Origin of the sequence: Bacillus sp. RC252 (assembly GCF_044909215.1) — a bacterium.
Taxonomy (GTDB): Bacteria; Bacillota; Bacilli; order Bacillales; family Bacillaceae_G; genus Bacillus_A; species Bacillus_A mycoides.
In genome coordinates this window covers 19,852-37,847 of sequence record NZ_JBIYDV010000025.1, presented here as the reverse complement: position 1 = coordinate 37,847, position 17,996 = coordinate 19,852, and the positions used below count along the sequence as shown (strand labels likewise).

Sequence of the window (17,996 nt, the reverse complement as noted above, 5' to 3'; positions counted from 1 at the left end):
AAATTTTCTTTTTCTTTTTTATACATATAGGTTGGTAATATGTTCAGCGCGTGATAAAGTAGGGATGACATAGAATGGAATGTCTATAATCTATTGAAATGATTTGGAGAAAGTCTTGTGTAGATGAATTAAATTATCGGTAAATAAGGGGAAAAAGGTAATCATGGATCAGGAAAAAAATACTGTTAATGGGAAAGTACGTCGTCCGATTGTATACATAAAAAGAACAATCATTCTCGTCCTACTATTTTCACTTGTATATTTCATGTATACAAAAATTGTTGCGCATAATAAAAAAGAGGAAACTTTAAAAGCAGCAGCAGAAATGAAGAAGCAAGAAGAGATAAAAAAGATAGAAGAAGTGAAAAGGCAAGAAGCTGAAAAACAAAGAAAACAAAAAGAACAGGAAGAACAGATAAAACAGGCGCAAGTTATAGAGAAACCTGCTGAGGGACCGCCTCAAGAAATTAATGAAAACGCTCAATTGGATCAATATTTACAGAGCATGGGATTTAGTGGGACAGCTGTTATTGTGAAGAATGGGAAAGTTCTTGTGAATAAAGGATACGGCATGGCTAATAAAGAGAAGCAAGTGCCGAATAATTCAGAGACGACCTTTTATATTGGCTCTATTTCAAAGGCATTTGTAGCGACGGCTATTATGCAACTCAAAGATCAAAATAATTTGCAAGTAGAGGATACGGTTGCAAAGTATATTCCAGATTTTCCGCAAGGTAATAGCATTCAGCTAAAACATTTATTAACACATACATCAGGGATTCCAGAGTATGAGCAGGGAAAAGAAGATATTTCTCATGAAGAGTTGATAAAACGAATAGGAAACCAAAAGCGTATTGCAGGACCAGGAGAGAAATGGAAGTATTCAGATTCGAACTACTCTATACTTGCTTACATTGCTGAGAAGGTAAGTGGACAGTCGCTCGAAGAATATATAAAACAACATATTTTTGCGACTGCGGGTATGAAACATTCTGGTTTCGGTACAGCGTTGGAACAAACAAGATTCCCATCAACGGGTTATAAAATAGTGAATAACAATATGACAACACCTAATATTCCGAGCATGTCACAACTATATGGTTGTGGTGATATATATACGAGCGCGCATGATTTATATTTATTTAATGAAGCACTCTTTTCTGGAAAATTAATTTCAAAAGAGAGTTATAATCAAATGTTTACAGCCGTGAAAAAGGATTATGGATTTGGCTGGTATGTAGATCCAGGAAGCTATTCAAATCACGGTGTAATGCCAGGTTGGAATTGCTTAAATGGTTTTAGTAAAAATGGTAGTGTATATGTGGTTTTATTATCTAACATTCAAAATAACATTAAATCATTTGGTAAAGTGAATAACGACATTTATACGATGTTACGAAATATAGAAGTGTAAAAGACTGTCCTTTTGGATAGTTTTTTTTGCATTGAGGAAATATATGTGCGGTGCGATAATGAAATAAATGGAAAAGGGGGAGGTTTATGAGTATACATAAGCATCATGCACGCAATGCGAAACGAACTTTGTTTATAGCTATCATTGTATGGATTATCGTTGTAATTGGATTAGTTATGGAATATAAAAAAGGAACAATATTCACTTCAGATAAAGAAATTCTGAAATTAATAGGTATTTTGCTACCAGCGTTTGGATTACTAATATATAGTTTTATAGAAAAACGAAGAGCAAAAATGCTTAGACAGGATAATTGTAATATAGGGAGCTCTAGATTATTTGAACAACAAAAGTTCGTTGTTCGTAGAGAGGTAGGGGTATTTCAAGTAATAACGTACTTTGGATTAGATGGCAGTGCAGTAGGGTTTTTAAAAGAAGAGTATAATTCCGTTATTCAAAGTATATGGAAAGGTGCACTTTCTTTTCTTTTTAAGGGACTACATAAGCAACAATTTTATTTATATAATCAATCGGGAGAAAGGTTGCTGCGTGTTCAAAAGAAGATGGGCGTGCGTAACTTCTATATATTTTATAGTGTAAATGGAAAGAAAATTGGAGAGTTGAAACAAGTACTAAGTTTAACAAAATGGGAATGGATATTTTTAGAGATGAATGGTAAGGAAATTGGTAAAGTGACTGGGGACTTTTCAGCAACAATGCAGAAAATAGACTGGCAAGATGGAACACATATTGATGTGAAAGAAGATGGTATTCCGTTAGAAGCTGCAAAATATTTTTCGGCAAGTGGTGGATCCCTTGTTACAGCTTCTATATCCGGACAAGCAGAATTATCAAGAGCGGTATATTACGGCGTAGCTGCCATTGTGACAATTAAAAATTAAAGATTAACAAAGAGATAGATGGGAAACCATCTATCTTTTTTTATGCTCTGAAACAATTATTTCTTTTAGAAAATGTATGTCTTACCTATCACAAAAAAAGCCTGTTTTGTATAGATTAAGATGTATGGATGTATTTTTTATAATTTAAAAATAATAGGAGGAGAAGTGTATGTGTCTGTTCGGTAAGTATTGGAAAAAGTTATCGAGATTGTTTAATAGACAATTAGATTATTTTTTAGATAATAAGTTACTGCCTGCTGTGGAACGACTTTTATTTTCACAAAACTTTGCGAGATTTATTCAAAGAAATTCTAAGCAAGCTACGGAAGAGTTTATAGAATCAAGTCAATTTCAATCTATTATTTGTAACATTTTAAAAGAATGCAATACATCACCTTTTAAGGAAATTGCAAAGCAATATTTAGGTAAAAACGTAGAAATTACTGTGACAGTTGGACAGTTAATAGGTGTTATTGTAGCAGTTGGTGACGATTTCTTAACGCTGCAAGAAGGAATAGGAACTGAAGTTTTATTACCATTTACAAGTATTATATCAATGAAAGAAGTGTAAGAAAGGAGACTTATATATGTTATTTACTGATGAATTGCGTAACCATGTTGGTGAATTAGTGCAAGTTGTGACAGCTGTTGAAATTGTTGCAGGTATTCTTTTATCTGTTACGGACGGGGCAGTAAGTGTTCGTACATCTCCTTCTTATGGACCACCTGAAGATGTACTTGTGCGTATTCCTATTATTGCTTATGTTCGCTTGGAAGGGTAAGAGTGATACAAGTATGAGAATATCAGTTGTTATTCCAGCGCATAATGAAGCAAGTACTTTATCACAAGTTTTAGTAGAAGTGGAGAAGCTGAAGCCGTATGAAATTATTGTAGTAGATAATGGATCGACAGATGGAACGAATGAAGTCGCATTACAGCATAGTTGCCATGTGATTTATTATAAACATTCTCTTGGTAATGATGTAGGAAGGGCAATTGGAGCTAGAGAAGCAAAAGGTGAAATTGTATTGTTTTTAGATGGTGACATCGTTATTGAGAGTAAAGAGCTACAACGTTTCGTGAAAGGAGTTCAGCAAGGGCACCAAATTGTTGTGAATAATTTAACATGGTCTGTTTATTTAAAGATGAGACCACACTATACGACAGTTGGAAAATTCATGTTGAATCGTTATTTGAATAAAAAAGAGCTTGTTGTTGGTTCTTTAATCGCAATTCCACATGCGATGAGTAGGGAAATTATTCAGAATCTTGGGTGGTGGAACTTAGCAGATCCAGCGCTATTTCAAGCGATGGCGATGTCTAGAGGAGTAGATATTGTCGATATGGCTTCGGTTGATGTAATTCATACAAATAAAGTTCGTCCTGTGCATACTGGTACATCACCTGGTTCTCCTTATCCGAAAGCGACTAGTCGCATTATGGGCGATCATTTACGTGCTTTGCAATACGTAATCGAAACATATGGTAAACGTGGCGGTTTTTCGGAGGGAAACAGGGATAGAGAGTTTATAGGGAAGTATAAACCAGTTTTATTACAAAAGGAAAAAGCGAAATACAGTGCTATTATACCCGTATCAGAAGAAAAAATGACTATAAGATCTGTCATACAGGAAGTGAAAAAAGCAGGTGTAGATGAAATTATAGTTGTTGCGAATGGAGCAGATGCCGAGACAATTAAACAAGCAAAGCTAGAGAATGTTATTGTAGTTGAATTCGCGAAGGCACTTGGACATAATGTAGCACGAGCGATAGGGGCTATGCATGCTACGGCAGATATTTGTTTATTTGTTGATGGTGATTTTGCTATACCGGCAAAAAAGCTAATTCCATTTTTGCATGCTATTGAAGACGGAAATGATGTGGCGTTAAATGATTTGCAATGTTTGTTAGATATGTTTCACCCGGCAGATCCAATTAGTATGGGGAAATATTTCGTGAATTTGGTAGCGAAACGACCAGATTTATGGAACAATTCATTAACGGCAGTGCCACATGCTATGCATAAAAAGGTAATAGAGAAAATTGGATATGATTCTCTTATCATTCCACCACTAGCTCAAATGAAAGCTATTTTAGAAGAATGCTCTATTACAGCAGTGGAATTTGTAGATGTTATAAAAACAAATCGAGTACGTCCAGAGCAGCATGGGTTTGTAAATGGACGAATTCCTGCATTCGATCGTATTTTCGGTGATCAGCTTGAGGCGATTGCTTATTTATTACAACATACGAATGAGCGCGGGAGTTTTACAGACGGAGAAAGGGATAGAGATATAATACTACAATTGAGAAGGGAAGAAGAGAATATAGATGAATGCTAGTAGTAAAGTAACCATTATTGGATTAGGATATGTTGGCCTTCCTTTAGCGGTCCTTTTTGCAGAAAGAGGACATGCTGTACTGGGATTAGATAAAGATACTAGGAAGATAGAATCAATAATTAAAGGAGAAAGTTATATTCCTGATGTTTCTTCTAAAGTATTACAAGGCTTAATAAACGAAAGAAGATTAATAGTGAATACACCAGATAAAGGTGTTGCGGATTTTAAGCGTAGCGATTATGTTATTGTGACCGTGCCAACCCCAATTAATGAGCAGAAAGAACCAGATTTAAGTGCCCTCATTTCAGCCTCCCATTATATACAACAAAACCTTCAAAAAGGACAAACCTTCATTTTTGAAAGCTCCACATATCCAGGTACACTGGAGGAAGTTATCATTCCGATTATTTCTCAAACAGGTAAAAAGGTAGGAGAAGATTATTATATTGGGTATTCTCCAGAGCGAATTGATCCAGCGAATAGCCAGTATTCAGTTGAAACAATTCCAAAAGTTATTAGTGGACAAACCGAGCAGTGTAAACAAAAAGTACAGGATTTGTATAGCACTATATTTGATGTAGTCGTTCCAGTTAGCTCTCCGAAAGTGGCCGAGATGTGTAAGCTATTTGAAAATATTCAGCGCTTAGTTAATATTTCATTAGTAAATGAGTTAAATATACTTTGTGAAAGTTTGAATATTAATTTTTATGAGGTGCTTGAAGCGGCATCTACAAAACCGTTTGGATTTACTCCGTATTGGCCAGGACCAGGAATAGGAGGACACTGTATTCCGGTAGATCCTTTATATTTTCAATGGAGAATAAGAAAGGCTGGAGCAATTAGTCAATTAATTGAGGCAGCACATGTAATTAATGAAGAAATGCCAGCGAAAATAATCGGGAAAGTAAAAGGTGTGGTGCAATCACCCGCAACGGTTTTAATAGTAGGGATTGCATATAAGAAAGATGTAAATGATTTGAGAGAATCACCGGCGTTGCCAATTATTCAATTATTAATAAAAGAAGGATACAAGATAGAATATCATGATCCGTATATTTCTACAGCGAAAATTGGAGATACACTATATCAATCTGTTCCATTAGATGAAAAAAGAATTAAACAAGCAGATTGTATTTTAATTGTAACGGATCACTCTAGTATCGATTGGAATCTTTTTAAAGGGATTGAGCGATTAATAGATACACGTGGAATCGTAAAGAAGGTGAGTGTATGAGTGAAAAATGTTTAATTACAGGTGGAGCAGGATTTATTGGTTCGCATTTAGCTGAAGAGTTGGTGAAAAGAGGTTATGAAGTTACTATTGTGGATAACTTCTATAAAGGAAAAAATAAATATCATAATGAGTTAATGAAAGAGCTCCGGGTTATTCCAATAAGCGTTTTAGATAAAAATTCAATTTATGAATTAGTGAATCAACATGATGTGGTGTTTCATTTAGCTGCAATTTTGGGAGTCAAAACTACAATGGAAAAAAGTGTAGAGCTTATTGAAACAAATTTCGATGGAACGAGAAATATTTTACAAGCAGCGTTAAAAGGGAAGAAGAAAGTAGTATTTGCATCTACTTCTGAAGTATATGGAAAGGGAGAGCCGCCATTCTCTGAAGAAGGAGATCGTTTATACGGTGCAACTTCCAAAATACGTTGGAGTTATGCAATTTGTAAAACGTTAGAGGAAACATTATGTTTAGGGTACGCATTAGAAGGTTTACCTGTAACGATTGTTCGTTATTTTAATATTTATGGTCCAAGAGCGAAAGATGGTCCGTACGCAGGAGTAATTCCACGATTTATTCGTGCGGCTTTGCAAGGTGACGATATTCTCGTGTATGGAGATGGAAAGCAGACACGCTGCTTTACGTATGTAAGTGATGCGGTCGAGGCAACAATTCGTGCAATGGATGAGAAGGTAAATGGTGAAATTATTAATATAGGTTCTGAGAATGAAAAAAATATAAGGGTAGTAGCGGAAGATATAAAAAAATTAACGAAGTCTATTTCCAAAATTGTGCACGTTCCATTTGAGGAAGTATATCCACATGGATTTGAAGAGATTCCAAATAGAAGACCAGACGTAACGAAATTAAGAGAACTCGTTCAGTTTCAAGCGAAAGTAACGTGGGAACAAGGATTGAAAGAAACTATTAAATGGTTTCGTGAAGAAAACAATGGCTAAGTCGTTATCAGTTATTATTCCTGTATGTAATGAAGTGGATACGATTTCAGATGTGGTTCAATCGGTAAAACCATTGAATCCAGTAGAGATTATTGTAGTAGCAAATGGTTGTAATGATGGTACAGAAGCGATTGCTGAGAGCTTAGGATGTACAGTAATCCAGCATAAAGAGTCACTTGGTAACGACGTTGGACGCGCAGTTGGTGCAAAACATGCGATAGGTGATGTATTACTGTTTGTAGATGGAGATTTTGCTATTCAAACTTCAAAATTACAATTATTCCTTAATCCGATTTTGCATGATCAGGCGGACATCGTTTTAAATAATTTGGACGCATTATTTTTAAAGAAACAAAAACCGCACTCCGTGACAGTATGGCGCCAAATATTAAATGCAATGTTAGAGCGTGAAGAATTAAAAATTGATTCTTTATTATCTGTACCTCATGCGCTGACGAAGGAAGTTGTGCAAAGTATTGGAGACGAATGTTTTGTTAATCCTATTGTGGCTCATCTACGCCTAGCACAAAGTAAATGGAGAATTAGTCGTCATTGTGCAATTGACGTTATTACGCCAAATAAATTTCGTCCATTCGAGCATGCTGCATATGGCACGGATCTTTCTCAATCTGAAAAACGAATGATAGGTGATCATATAGAAGCTGTAGCAGAGCGGATATTAGGCAGCGATGGGCGCGGAGGATATTATGATGGAAATAGGAAAAGAGAGAGTGTCTATCATACTCTAAATTTTGAAGATTTTTATCAAGGATGGGGCGTTACATCTAATTTGTATAAAGGAGAGCAATTATCGGTAATTATTCCTGTGCAAAATGAAGAGAAAACAATTGGAAACGTTATAGAAGAGCTTCGCAAAATTGAACCTTTTGAAATCATCGTTGTTGTAAATGGTTCGTCCGATAAAACGGCAACAATTGCAAAAGACAAGGGAGCAACAACAATTGTGTATAAAGAAGCACTTGGAAACGATGTGGGGCGTTCGCTTGGAACTTATTTTGCAAAAGGAGAAATTGTTTTATTTATAGACGGTGACTTTGTTATTCCAGCTAGTGAGCTATATCCCTTTGCAAAAGCTATTGCAGATGGAACGGATGTCGCATTAAATGATTTAAATCATTATTTAGATTTGAGAGTACCACTTCATCTTGTAACAGCATTTAAATATGCATTAAATTTAGCTTGTGATAGAAAAGATTTAGGAGTAGGCTCTCTTATTGCTGTACCTAATGCGTTTAGTCGTACTTGTTTGAAGGAAATAGGGTATAAATCATTATTGTCACCTTGTGTAGCACAAGTGAAAGCTGTACTTTCAGGTTTTGAAATTGCTTGTGTAAGTCGTGTCGATGTTGATAAGATGAACCGTATTCGTCCCAGTGAACATTTCGCAAAAATAGGTCATCCTCCAGCTGTCCTTCGAATTATTGGTGATCATATAGAAGGATTAGAGCAATTAATTGCATTAACAAACAGTCGTGGTGGATTTTACGATGGAAATAGAAAAAGAGATGTTTTATAGTGGTAACAAAAAAAGTGTACAACGTATGTACACTTTTTTGCTCTGTTATAAAAACTATAACAGATTAGGAGATAAGAGTATTACAGCTCTACAATGGGTATCGTTCTTATATTACAAAATAGGACTCGTATATAAGAATACCAAAAAAATACAATTAAAGAAAGGGTTAATTCTAAAGAGTTTTATATGAGGTTAACACTATGTATGTAGTAGTTTGCTCAACATTTCACAAACATGTCACAACTATTTCGTCCACTTCCGAAAAAAAGTAGTATTCTAAGTGTGTAAGCTGTTATATAAAAAAACGTAGTCCTGTACTAATCAAAAATGGAGGAGATTAGGATGACTCAAGTATTAGAAAATGTAAAAAGCGCGTGGGAAAACTTTAAAGGTGAAAAATGGAAAGCAGAGATTGATGTTCGCGATTTCATTTTAAATAATGTAAACGTTTACGATGGAGAAGACTCTTTCTTAGCGGAAGCAACTGAAGCAACGAAACAACTTTGGGATCAAGTAATGGATTTAACAACAAAGGAACGTGAAAACGGTGGCGTTCTTGATATGGATACAAAAATTGTTTCTTCTATTACATCACATGAACCAGGATATTTAAATAAAGATATTGAAAAAGTGGTCGGTTTCCAAACTGATAAACCATTTAAACGTTCTTTACAACCATATGGTGGTATTCGTATGGCAGAACAAGCTTGTGAAGCGTATGGATATGAAATGGATAAAGAACTTAGCAAGATTTTCAGAGACTGGCGTAAAACTCATAATCAAGGTGTATTTGATGCATACACACCAGAAATGAAAGCGGCTCGTAAATCAGGTGTTATTACTGGTCTTCCAGATGCGTATGGACGTGGACGTATTATCGGTGACTATCGCCGCGTAGCGCTATATGGTATAGATCATTTAATTGAAGCGAAAAAAGCTGATTATAATTTAACTGGCGGTGTAATGAGCGAAGATACAATGCGTTTACGTGAAGAATTATCTGAGCAAATGCGTGCACTTCAAGAGTTAAAACAGATGGCTGCTTCTCATGGATTCGATATTTCTAAGCCAGCTACAAATGCACAAGAGGCCTTCCAATGGTTATACTTTGCTTATCTTGCAGCAATTAAAGAGCAAAATGGGGCAGCAATGAGCCTTGGACGTACCTCTACATTCTTAGATGTTTACATTGAAAGAGATTTAGCAAATGGTACTTTAACAGAAGAAAAAGCACAAGAAATTGTTGACCATTTCATTATGAAATTACGTCTTGTGAAATTTGCAAGAACACCTGATTATAATGAACTATTCTCTGGAGATCCAACTTGGGTAACTGAATCTATCGGTGGTATGGCGTTAGACGGTCGTCCGTTAGTAACAAAAAACTCATTCCGTTTCTTGCATACATTAGATAATTTAGGACCAGCACCAGAACCAAACTTAACAGTTCTTTGGTCTAAACAATTACCAGAGAACTTTAAAAACTACTGTGCAAAAATGTCTATTAAAACATCAGCAATTCAATACGAAAATGATGACATTATGCGTGCTGACTACGGTGATGACTACGGTATTGCTTGTTGTGTATCAGCAATGAGAATTGGTAAACAAATGCAGTTCTTCGGAGCACGTGCAAACTTAGCGAAAGCATTACTATATGCGGTTAACGGTGGTAAAGATGAAAAGTCAAAAGCACAAGTTGGTCCTGAATACGCACCAATTACTTCTGAAGTATTAGATTATGAAGAAGTTATGCGTAAATTCGATATGACAATGGAATGGTTAGCTGGTCTATACTTAAATACATTAAATGTAATTCACTATATGCACGATAAATATAGCTATGAACGTATTGAAATGGCACTTCACGATACAAATGTTCTTCGTACAATGGCAACAGGTATCGCTGGATTATCTGTAGTAGCAGACTCTTTAAGTGCAATTAAATATGCACAAGTAAAACCAATTCGTGATGAAAATGGTATTGCAGTTGATTTCGAAATTGAGGGAGATTTCCCTAAATACGGTAACAATGATGATCGTGTAGATGAAATCGCAGTAAATCTTGTGAAAACATTTATGAACAAGATTCGCAAACATAAAACATACCGTAATTCTGTTCATACAATGTCAATCTTAACAATCACATCTAACGTTGTATACGGTAAGAAAACTGGTAACACTCCAGATGGACGTCGTACTGGAGAACCATTTGCACCGGGCGCAAACCCAATGCATGGCCGTGATACAAAAGGTGCATTAGCATCATTATTATCTGTAGCTAAATTACCATATGAAGATGCACAAGATGGTATTTCAAATACATTCTCTATTATTCCAAAAGCACTTGGTAAAGAAGATGATGTACAAGTACGCAACTTAGTATCTATGCTTGATGGATATGCAATAAAAGAAGGACACCACTTAAATATTAACGTATTTAACCGTGAAACATTAATGGATGCAATGGAGCATCCTGAAAAATATCCACAATTAACAATTCGTGTATCTGGTTACGCTGTTAACTTTATTAAATTAACTCGTGAACAACAAATTGATGTAATAAACCGTACAATGCATGAAAGCATGTAAGTGAAAAAAGTGTCCCTCCGCTTTTAATATATAGCGGAGGGAGGCTGTTTCAATAAAGGAGGAAGTAACATGGTAAAAGGAAGAATACATTCTGTAGAGTCTTGTGGTACTGTTGATGGCCCAGGGATTCGTTATGTCATATTTACACAAGGGTGTTTATTACGTTGTCAATATTGTCATAATGCTGATACATGGGAAATCGGTAAAGGTAAAGAAATAACAGTTGAAGAAGTGATGCAGGATGTGACATGTTACCTTCCATTTATTGAAGCTTCTGGAGGCGGTATAACAGTTAGCGGTGGAGAGCCACTATTACAGCTAGACTTCTTAACCCAGTTGTTTAAAAAGTGCAAAGAAGCTGGTATCCATACAACAATCGATTCTTCTGGCGGTTGTTATTCTGAAGAACCAGAATTCCAAAATAAGCTAGATATTTTAATGGAGTATACAGATTTAGTTTTATTGGATTTGAAGCATATTGATTCAAAGAAACATCGTAAATTAACAGGGAAACCAAATGAACACATTTTACAATTTGCTCGTTATTTATCGGATAGAAAGAAACCAATTTGGGTAAGACATGTATTGGTTCCCGGCGTTACCGATGGTGAAGAGGATTTGCAAAAATTATCAAACTTTATTCAAAGTCTATCTAATGTTAAGAAAGTGGAAGTGCTGCCATATCATAAGCTCGGTGTTTATAAATGGGAGGCACTTGGACATAAGTATCCACTTGCGGATGTGAATCCACCGACAGAAGAAAATGTTGAACATGCAAAACATATTTTACAAGCAGTCTAACCTAAACATTTGGTTAGGCTTTTTGTTTCTTCATAATAAAATCTAGAGTATATATTTAGAAAAGAGTATACTGAAAAGGGAATATCCATATTTTTGTAAAGAATAAGCGGAGAAATTTACATAATTGTAAAGGGAAATCAAAATAGTAAAAAGAATTAAGAAGTAAAAGAGTGAGTATTATGGAATATAGAACATTTGTAAGTTATTGCGAAAGCTCTTATAGGAAAGTATAATGTAAAGATATGAGCACAGATAGGATTAAGGGGTCAATCTTATATGCTTTGCATATCCACGACAGATACATAGCTAACAGGAAAGTATTAGAATCCGAGTATGTAGTTTTTAAGGAAAATGTTTTTCCTATTGTCGTATATGCAATATGGAGAAACAAAAAGCTAGGAGTGGATTTGTTTGATAAAAAACCCCAAGGTTTTAATATTAACTGCACATTACGGTAACGGTCATGTGCAAGTGGCAAAAACATTAGAACAAACATTTCGTCAAAAAGGAATCGAAGATGTAATTGTATGCGACTTGTTTGGAGAATCACATCCAGTTATAACCGATATTACAAAATATTTATATTTAAAAAGCTATACGGTAGGAAAAGAATTATATCGTTTGTTTTATTATGGTGTAGAGAAAATTTATGATAAAAAAATAGCATCTTGGTATGCGAATTTTGGGAGAAAGCGTTTGAAGACGCTATTACAGGTGGAGAAACCGGATATTGTTATTAATACCTTTCCAATCATCGCTGTACCAGAATTGAAAAAGCAAATAGGTATTTCTATTCCTGTTTATAACGTATTAACGGATTTTTGCGTGCATAAAATATGGATCCATCGAGAAGTAGATCGTTATTTTGTAGCAACCGATCATGTGAAAAAAGTGATGGTTGATATCGGTGTACCTGCAGAACAAATTGTTGAAACAGGGATTCCGATTCGTAGCAGTTTTGAGCTAAAGATAAATCCAGCAATTATATATAATAAATATCAGTTATGTAAGGATAAAAAGATGTTACTAATTGTAGCAGGTGCTCATGGTGTGCTAGGGAGTGTAAAAGAGCTATGCCAGTCATTTATGTCAGTACCAAACTTACAAGTAGTTGTCGTTTGTGGGAAAAACGAAGCTTTAAAGCAGGATTTAATGGAACTACAGGAACAAGGTTCTGATGCTTTAAAAGTATTTGGTTATGTTGAAAACATTGATGAATTGTTCCGTGTTACTTCTTGTATGATTACGAAGCCAGGTGGTATTACATTAAGCGAAGCAGCTGCATTACAAGTACCTGTCATTTTATATAAACCTGTCCCAGGACAAGAGAATGAAAATGCGTTGTATTTTGAAAAAAAAGGGGCTGCAGTTGTAATTCGTGATGATAGTGAAGTTTTTGCAAAAACAGAGGCGTTATTACAAGATGATATGAAGCTTCTTCAGATGAAAGAAGCAATGAAAAGTATTTATCGTCCTGAGCCAGCTGGTCATATTGTGGATACAATTTTGGCAGAAAATCATGCAGAGCCGAATCATATACCTATTAAATCACCAGTTCTTGCCGAATCTTTTACTTAATATGAAACCCTCTTTTAAGCATTTAAAGAGGGTTTTTTTTATTGTTGTAAAAAAAATAAACGTGAATTATTAACTTATCCCGCTATTTGTGGGCAGTAAGACCCCTACCTCAAAATTCAGCGAAAGCAAAGAAGTTAGGTGGGGATTAACTGCCCGCAAAAGCCCGATTGGTGAGGGCTAATAATCAGTGGGGATAAACAAAACTTCCACTGATTAAAGTTTCACTTTATCCACAAAGGATTACGCTTTCATTAGACAGTAAAATCGGAATATTAACAGCTATATCCACATAATCCACAATTTTTAGAAAATTATCCACAATTCTCACGTTTAGAATTCATTTAAATAAATGAATTCGTAAAATACTTTTGTAATTTATGCACAATTCTACGGTTTTTGTGGATAAGGTTGTCCACAAAAAAGGTTCCTTATAAATAAGGAACCTTTTTTGCTAATTCATTGGAAAATCTTATGTAATGAAACTGAATAATTAGGGGGGAAACCTTCTAATTATTCAGTTTCACTTTAAATACTTTTTGAGCGATAGCCCGCTGCACGATCTGCTTTTCGAAATTCTCGCTGATAGAGAACTTCTTGTGTACTAGATAATGTGTTTTTTGCTTTATCATGTTTCTTTTTATCCATTACAAATCACCTCGTGTCCTAAAGTCACTATCTATCGTTTCCAAAGACATGGGGTGATATACATATATGTCAAACTAGTAATGATTGATTATTATTTCTGAATTTTTAGATTACGCTTCTTTTAATTGGTGTGCTTCTTGGAATGTTGTATCTCGCATTGTTGCAAGTGTATACTGATCTTTTGGAATTTCATATAAATTATATACTTCTTCATGCGCGTTAATTTCATCATAAACGGCTTTTCTTGTTTCGTTTGCTAGATTTACATATTGTAGTTTTTCGGCAGCTTTAATAGACCGAATATTTATTTTACGAATACGCATAAAAATCGTTTCAATATCTAATTCATAGAAAAGTTCGCTAAAAAATGAATCTTTCGCCAATTTATTATATCCTTTACCATGATATGGTTTGCCAAGCCAAGTTCCGAGGAATCCAGCTTTTTCTTGCACATCAAATAAAGTAATTGTGCCGATGGGGTTACCCCATTCATCTAAAATTGTGCGTGAGATTAATTCTCCACGCTCTTCGGCTTCGATTGTTTGTTTCGTTAAAAATAAATATTCTTCATAAGAATAGGCCTTTTGACGCACAAAAGGGAAGACAGCAGGATCCACCATTAATTCGTATAGAACGTGGCTGTCGTGTAAGTCGCGTTTTTTCAACACACTAACTCCTCCTCACACGAGGGTAGCATGACGAAAAAGCACCCACCCTCGAAATTTTTATATCAATCTTTAAAAAATTTCGGGGTGGGAATCGAACCCACTAGAACCAGTTTCTAACGCTGGTGGCGCACCATTTGCCTTCCCCATTCATCAATTTGAAAATGATAATCACGACACAAATTGATTATGGTTTCATTCAGTTTATAATCGTATAATACTGTATCTAGTCAAAAAAATAAACTAGTTTTTTTTATTTTTTTTGTAAATTATTTTTCCGTCAATCATAGTGAGTACAGGCTTGGCTAAATAATGGAAAGGATGATGTGTCCATAACACGAGGTCAGCATCTTTTCCAACATCAATGCTTCCAATTCTATCCTCCAAACGTAAATTTCGAGCTGGGAAAATAGTGATTCCTTCCAACGCTGTTTTCTCATCTAATCCTTCTCTTACTGCAATGGCAGCGCAAACATTTAAATATTGAATTGGTGTATAAGGGTGGTCGGTTGTAATAGAAACTTCTACTCCATTTTTCGATAAAATATGATAAGTATCCCACGTTTTGTTTTTAAGTTCGATTTTCGAACGTCGCGTAAGAGTAGGTCCAACTGAAACTTTTAAATTGTGTTTCGAAAGCTCTTCAACAATAAAGTGTCCTTCTGTACAATGTTCAATACGTAAATCAAGATTGAATTCTGTCGCAAAGCGTAAAGCTGAAGTGATATCATCTGCGCGGTGAGCGTGGATACGTACCGGTATTTCTCGGCGGAGTGCTTTTAAAATAGGTAGCATTCGAAAATCAGCTTCATGCCCGTAGTGTTGTGCGTCATAGAATGATTCACGAAGTAACCCCATAATTCCCATACGTGTTATTGATTCTTTTGTACCGTTACTATGGAACTTTTTAGGGTTTTCTCCAAAGGCAATTTTTAAACCAGCAGGTTCCTGAATAATCATATGATCTATGCAAGTTCCAGCAGTTTTTATTACGCAAGTAGTACCGCCGATAATGTTTTGGCTTCCGGGCATCACGTGAACAGTCGTAACACCATTTTGTACAGCGTCTTGAAATGCAATATCAAAAGGATGAATCCCGTCTAAAGAACGGATATGTGGTGTTGAAACTTCGGATGTTTCATTTGCATCATTACCAGCCCAACCAGTACCTTCATCGTAGAGGCCAAGGTGAGTATGAACATCAATAAATCCAGGCAAGAGATGAAGAGCTCGTGCATCTATAACGGTCATATCCTGAGTAGTATCAATATGAGGTTTGACCGCGGCAATGCGTTCTCCTATAACGAGTACATCTCCTTGAAACTTTTGGGATGTAATAGGATATACAATGGCTTGTTTGAGCAATATTTTCATAGAGACCTCATTTCCGTCACCTTGTAATGTGTAGAATAGGTTTAGACAAAGTAACTGAAAGGTTTTTCGTGTAGTAATGCTCCGGTGTTTAAAAAGTAAGAAGTCTTGGAGGAGATAGACTACCCGTAAAACTGTATTTTAAAAGTACTACATTGTATGCAAGAGGATATTTTGTAATGCATGGTTAACTGTTGGAAATGTGTATTGATATCCATGTTTAATAGCTTTATTGGGTAATACATGTTGCCCTTCTAATACAAGTATACTCATCTCACCGAGTAAAGCGCGAAGTACAAATGAAGGAACAGGTAGCCAATGAGGTCGCCTAGTTATAGTGGCAATAATTTCACCGAACTCTTTCATCCGTATTGGCGTTGGCGCTGTAATATTAAAAGGTCCGTCAATTTCTTTTTTGTGAATGATGAAATCAATCATGCGAACGACATCGTCTATATGAATCCATGATAACCATTGGTTTCCAGATCCAAGTGTACCGCCGATATATAATTGATAGGGAAGTAGCATTTTTGGAAGAGCTCCTCCATCTGCGCCTAATACGACTCCAAATCTTGTGTAGACAGTTCTTATTCCAATGGAGCGGGCTTTAGATGCTTCTTGCTCCCACAAATATACTGTGTTTGCTAAAAAGTCATCTCCTGGAGTCTCTTGCTGTTCTGTAAAAGATTCGGTTTCAGATGTCCCATAGTATCCAATGGCACTTGCATTAATAAATGTGTGTGGCTTTGTTTCAAGTGTTTGTAATTGTTTAATGAGTCCTTTTGTTGTTTGAATTCTACTGTTTAAAATTGATTCTTTTTGTTTTTTTGTCCATCTACTATTAATAGATTCTCCGGCTAGATTAATAACTACATCGATAGAGGAGAGAGGGAAGGTCTGTAAATCCGGTGTCCACTGTACGTATTGAAGGTTAGTGTGTGAAGTTTCAGCAATTTTTTTTCGAGTAAGAATGTAAACAGTAAATCCCTTTTGAATAAAAAAACTAGAAAGGGATTTGCCTATAAAGCCAGAGCCACCAGAAATTGCGATTTTCACAATCATTTCCTCCTCATTATATATATTCTTGAAAAGAAAAAACGTTCCTTGACTATGTTAAAATAATAGAGAGGTGAGAGTATGACTGTCATTACAAAAATAGAAGTGCAAAAACGATCGAAAGAACGATTTAATATTTATATTGATAAAGGTCAAGGCGAAGAGTACGGGTTTAGTGTGAATCAATCAATCTTAATGAAACATGGGTTACAAAAAGGCTTAGAAATTGATGAAGTAGCGTTAGGGAATATTTTGTACAATGAAGAGGTACAAAAAGCATATTTACAAGCGATTTCCTATTTATCCTATCAAATGAGAACAAAACAAGAAATAGAAGATTTCTTACGAAAAAAAGAAGTGGGACAGGCCATCATCTCTGAAGTCGTTTCGAAATTATTACATGATCGATATATTAATGATAAAGAGTACGCTATTTCATACGTGCGAACGCAAAGTAATGTGAATCAAAAAGGTCCAACTGTTATTAGGAGAGGGCTATTAAGTAAAGGTGTTCAGGATTTAATCATTACACATAGTTTACAAGAGTATCCAAAGGAGAAGCAAATGGAGAATGCTTTGTTTCTTATAGAAAAGAAGAAAAAATCTTATCAAAAGCATTCATTTTTACAAATGAAGCTAAAGTTAGATGAAATGCTTGTTCGTAAAGGATATTCTAGAGATGTGATTCAAATTTGCTTGGAAGAATTGAAAGACGAAAAAGATGACGAACAGCAAGAAGAAGCGTTACACTATCATGGGAATAAATATTATGAGAAATATAAGAAGTATGATGGTTGGACATTCGAAAATAAGGTGAAGCAAGCGTTATATCGAAAAGGATTCTCTATTGATGAGATAGATATATTTTTACAAATGAAACGTGAAGAGGGATGAGG

General features: G+C 35.4%; 17 protein-coding genes. 13 read left to right on the top strand and 4 right to left on the bottom strand.

Annotation, left to right across the window (positions count from 1 at the left end; genetic code table 11):
- The first annotated feature begins 163 nt into the window (after positions 1-163).
- The 12 genes from ABH960_RS25945 to ABH960_RS25890 all read left to right on the top strand — a co-directional run bounded on the left by ABH960_RS25945 (position 164) and on the right by ABH960_RS25890 (position 13,363).
- Positions 164-1,414, top strand: a complete 1,251-nt coding sequence (locus tag ABH960_RS25945; RefSeq protein ID WP_404449276.1) for a serine hydrolase domain-containing protein — start codon at positions 164-166, stop codon at positions 1,412-1,414.
- An 86-nt stretch (positions 1,415-1,500) separates the two neighbouring features.
- On the top strand, positions 1,501-2,316 hold the full coding sequence (locus ABH960_RS25940) for a hypothetical protein (RefSeq protein WP_002029609.1): 816 nt from the start codon (positions 1,501-1,503) through the stop codon (positions 2,314-2,316).
- Between the two features lie 169 nt (positions 2,317-2,485).
- Entirely contained in the window at positions 2,486-2,887 is a 402-nt protein-coding gene (locus tag ABH960_RS25935) for an LSm family protein (RefSeq protein ID WP_050000840.1), read from the top strand.
- A gap of 16 nt (positions 2,888-2,903) precedes the next feature.
- Entirely contained in the window at positions 2,904-3,098 is a 195-nt protein-coding gene (locus ABH960_RS25930) for an LSm family protein (protein ID WP_002029614.1), read from the top strand.
- A gap of 13 nt (positions 3,099-3,111) precedes the next feature.
- Positions 3,112-4,659 carry a glycosyltransferase family 2 protein gene (locus ABH960_RS25925; RefSeq protein ID WP_050000841.1) on the top strand — a complete coding sequence of 516 codons (1,548 nt, stop codon included), beginning with the start codon at positions 3,112-3,114 and terminating at the stop codon, positions 4,657-4,659.
- Positions 4,649-5,893, top strand: a complete 1,245-nt coding sequence (locus ABH960_RS25920; protein ID WP_404449273.1) for a nucleotide sugar dehydrogenase — start codon at positions 4,649-4,651, stop codon at positions 5,891-5,893. The genes ABH960_RS25925 and ABH960_RS25920 overlap by 11 nt, the downstream gene beginning before the upstream one ends.
- On the top strand, positions 5,890-6,855 hold the full coding sequence (locus ABH960_RS25915; protein ID WP_002140285.1) for an NAD-dependent epimerase/dehydratase family protein: 966 nt from the start codon (positions 5,890-5,892) through the stop codon (positions 6,853-6,855). Before ABH960_RS25920 ends, ABH960_RS25915 begins: the two co-directional genes overlap by 4 nt.
- Entirely contained in the window at positions 6,848-8,392 is a 1,545-nt protein-coding gene (locus ABH960_RS25910) for a glycosyltransferase family 2 protein (RefSeq protein ID WP_002166984.1), read from the top strand. Before ABH960_RS25915 ends, ABH960_RS25910 begins: the two co-directional genes overlap by 8 nt.
- Complete coding sequence (locus ABH960_RS25905; protein WP_002125049.1) at positions 8,364-8,582, top strand: hypothetical protein; 219 nt, start codon at positions 8,364-8,366, stop codon at positions 8,580-8,582. Before ABH960_RS25910 ends, ABH960_RS25905 begins: the two co-directional genes overlap by 29 nt.
- 152 nt (positions 8,583-8,734) lie before the next feature.
- On the top strand, positions 8,735-10,984 hold the full coding sequence (gene pflB, locus ABH960_RS25900; RefSeq protein WP_404449270.1) for a formate C-acetyltransferase: 2,250 nt from the start codon (positions 8,735-8,737) through the stop codon (positions 10,982-10,984).
- A 69-nt stretch (positions 10,985-11,053) separates the two neighbouring features.
- Entirely contained in the window at positions 11,054-11,785 is a 732-nt protein-coding gene (pflA, locus tag ABH960_RS25895; protein ID WP_002010313.1) for a pyruvate formate-lyase-activating protein, read from the top strand.
- A gap of 411 nt (positions 11,786-12,196) precedes the next feature.
- Positions 12,197-13,363 carry a diglucosyl diacylglycerol synthase gene (locus ABH960_RS25890; RefSeq protein ID WP_002125051.1) on the top strand — a complete coding sequence of 389 codons (1,167 nt, stop codon included), beginning with the start codon at positions 12,197-12,199 and terminating at the stop codon, positions 13,361-13,363.
- A 525-nt stretch (positions 13,364-13,888) separates the two neighbouring features.
- On the opposite strand, the gene ABH960_RS25885 is transcribed toward ABH960_RS25890, so the two are convergent.
- The 4 genes from ABH960_RS25885 to ABH960_RS25870 all read right to left on the bottom strand — a co-directional run bounded on the left by ABH960_RS25885 (position 13,889) and on the right by ABH960_RS25870 (position 17,100).
- Positions 13,889-14,008, bottom strand: coding sequence for a YfhE family protein (locus tag ABH960_RS25885; protein WP_078178179.1), 120 nt, complete (start codon positions 14,006-14,008; stop codon positions 13,889-13,891).
- A gap of 110 nt (positions 14,009-14,118) precedes the next feature.
- Positions 14,119-14,676: a GNAT family N-acetyltransferase gene (locus tag ABH960_RS25880; RefSeq protein WP_002091129.1), complete on the bottom strand. Its 558-nt coding sequence runs from the start codon at positions 14,674-14,676 to the stop codon at positions 14,119-14,121.
- A 240-nt stretch (positions 14,677-14,916) separates the two neighbouring features.
- Positions 14,917-16,047, bottom strand: a complete 1,131-nt coding sequence (locus tag ABH960_RS25875) for an amidohydrolase (RefSeq protein ID WP_002010318.1) — start codon at positions 16,045-16,047, stop codon at positions 14,917-14,919.
- 147 nt (positions 16,048-16,194) lie between these two features.
- Complete coding sequence (locus tag ABH960_RS25870) at positions 16,195-17,100, bottom strand: TIGR01777 family oxidoreductase (RefSeq protein ID WP_002140287.1); 906 nt, start codon at positions 17,098-17,100, stop codon at positions 16,195-16,197.
- Between the two features lie 81 nt (positions 17,101-17,181).
- Here ABH960_RS25870 and recX point away from each other — a divergent pair, with 81 nt between their 5' ends.
- Positions 17,182-17,994 carry a recombination regulator RecX gene (gene recX, locus ABH960_RS25865; RefSeq protein WP_002125056.1) on the top strand — a complete coding sequence of 271 codons (813 nt, stop codon included), beginning with the start codon at positions 17,182-17,184 and terminating at the stop codon, positions 17,992-17,994.
- The last annotated feature ends 2 nt before the right edge of the window (positions 17,995-17,996 follow it).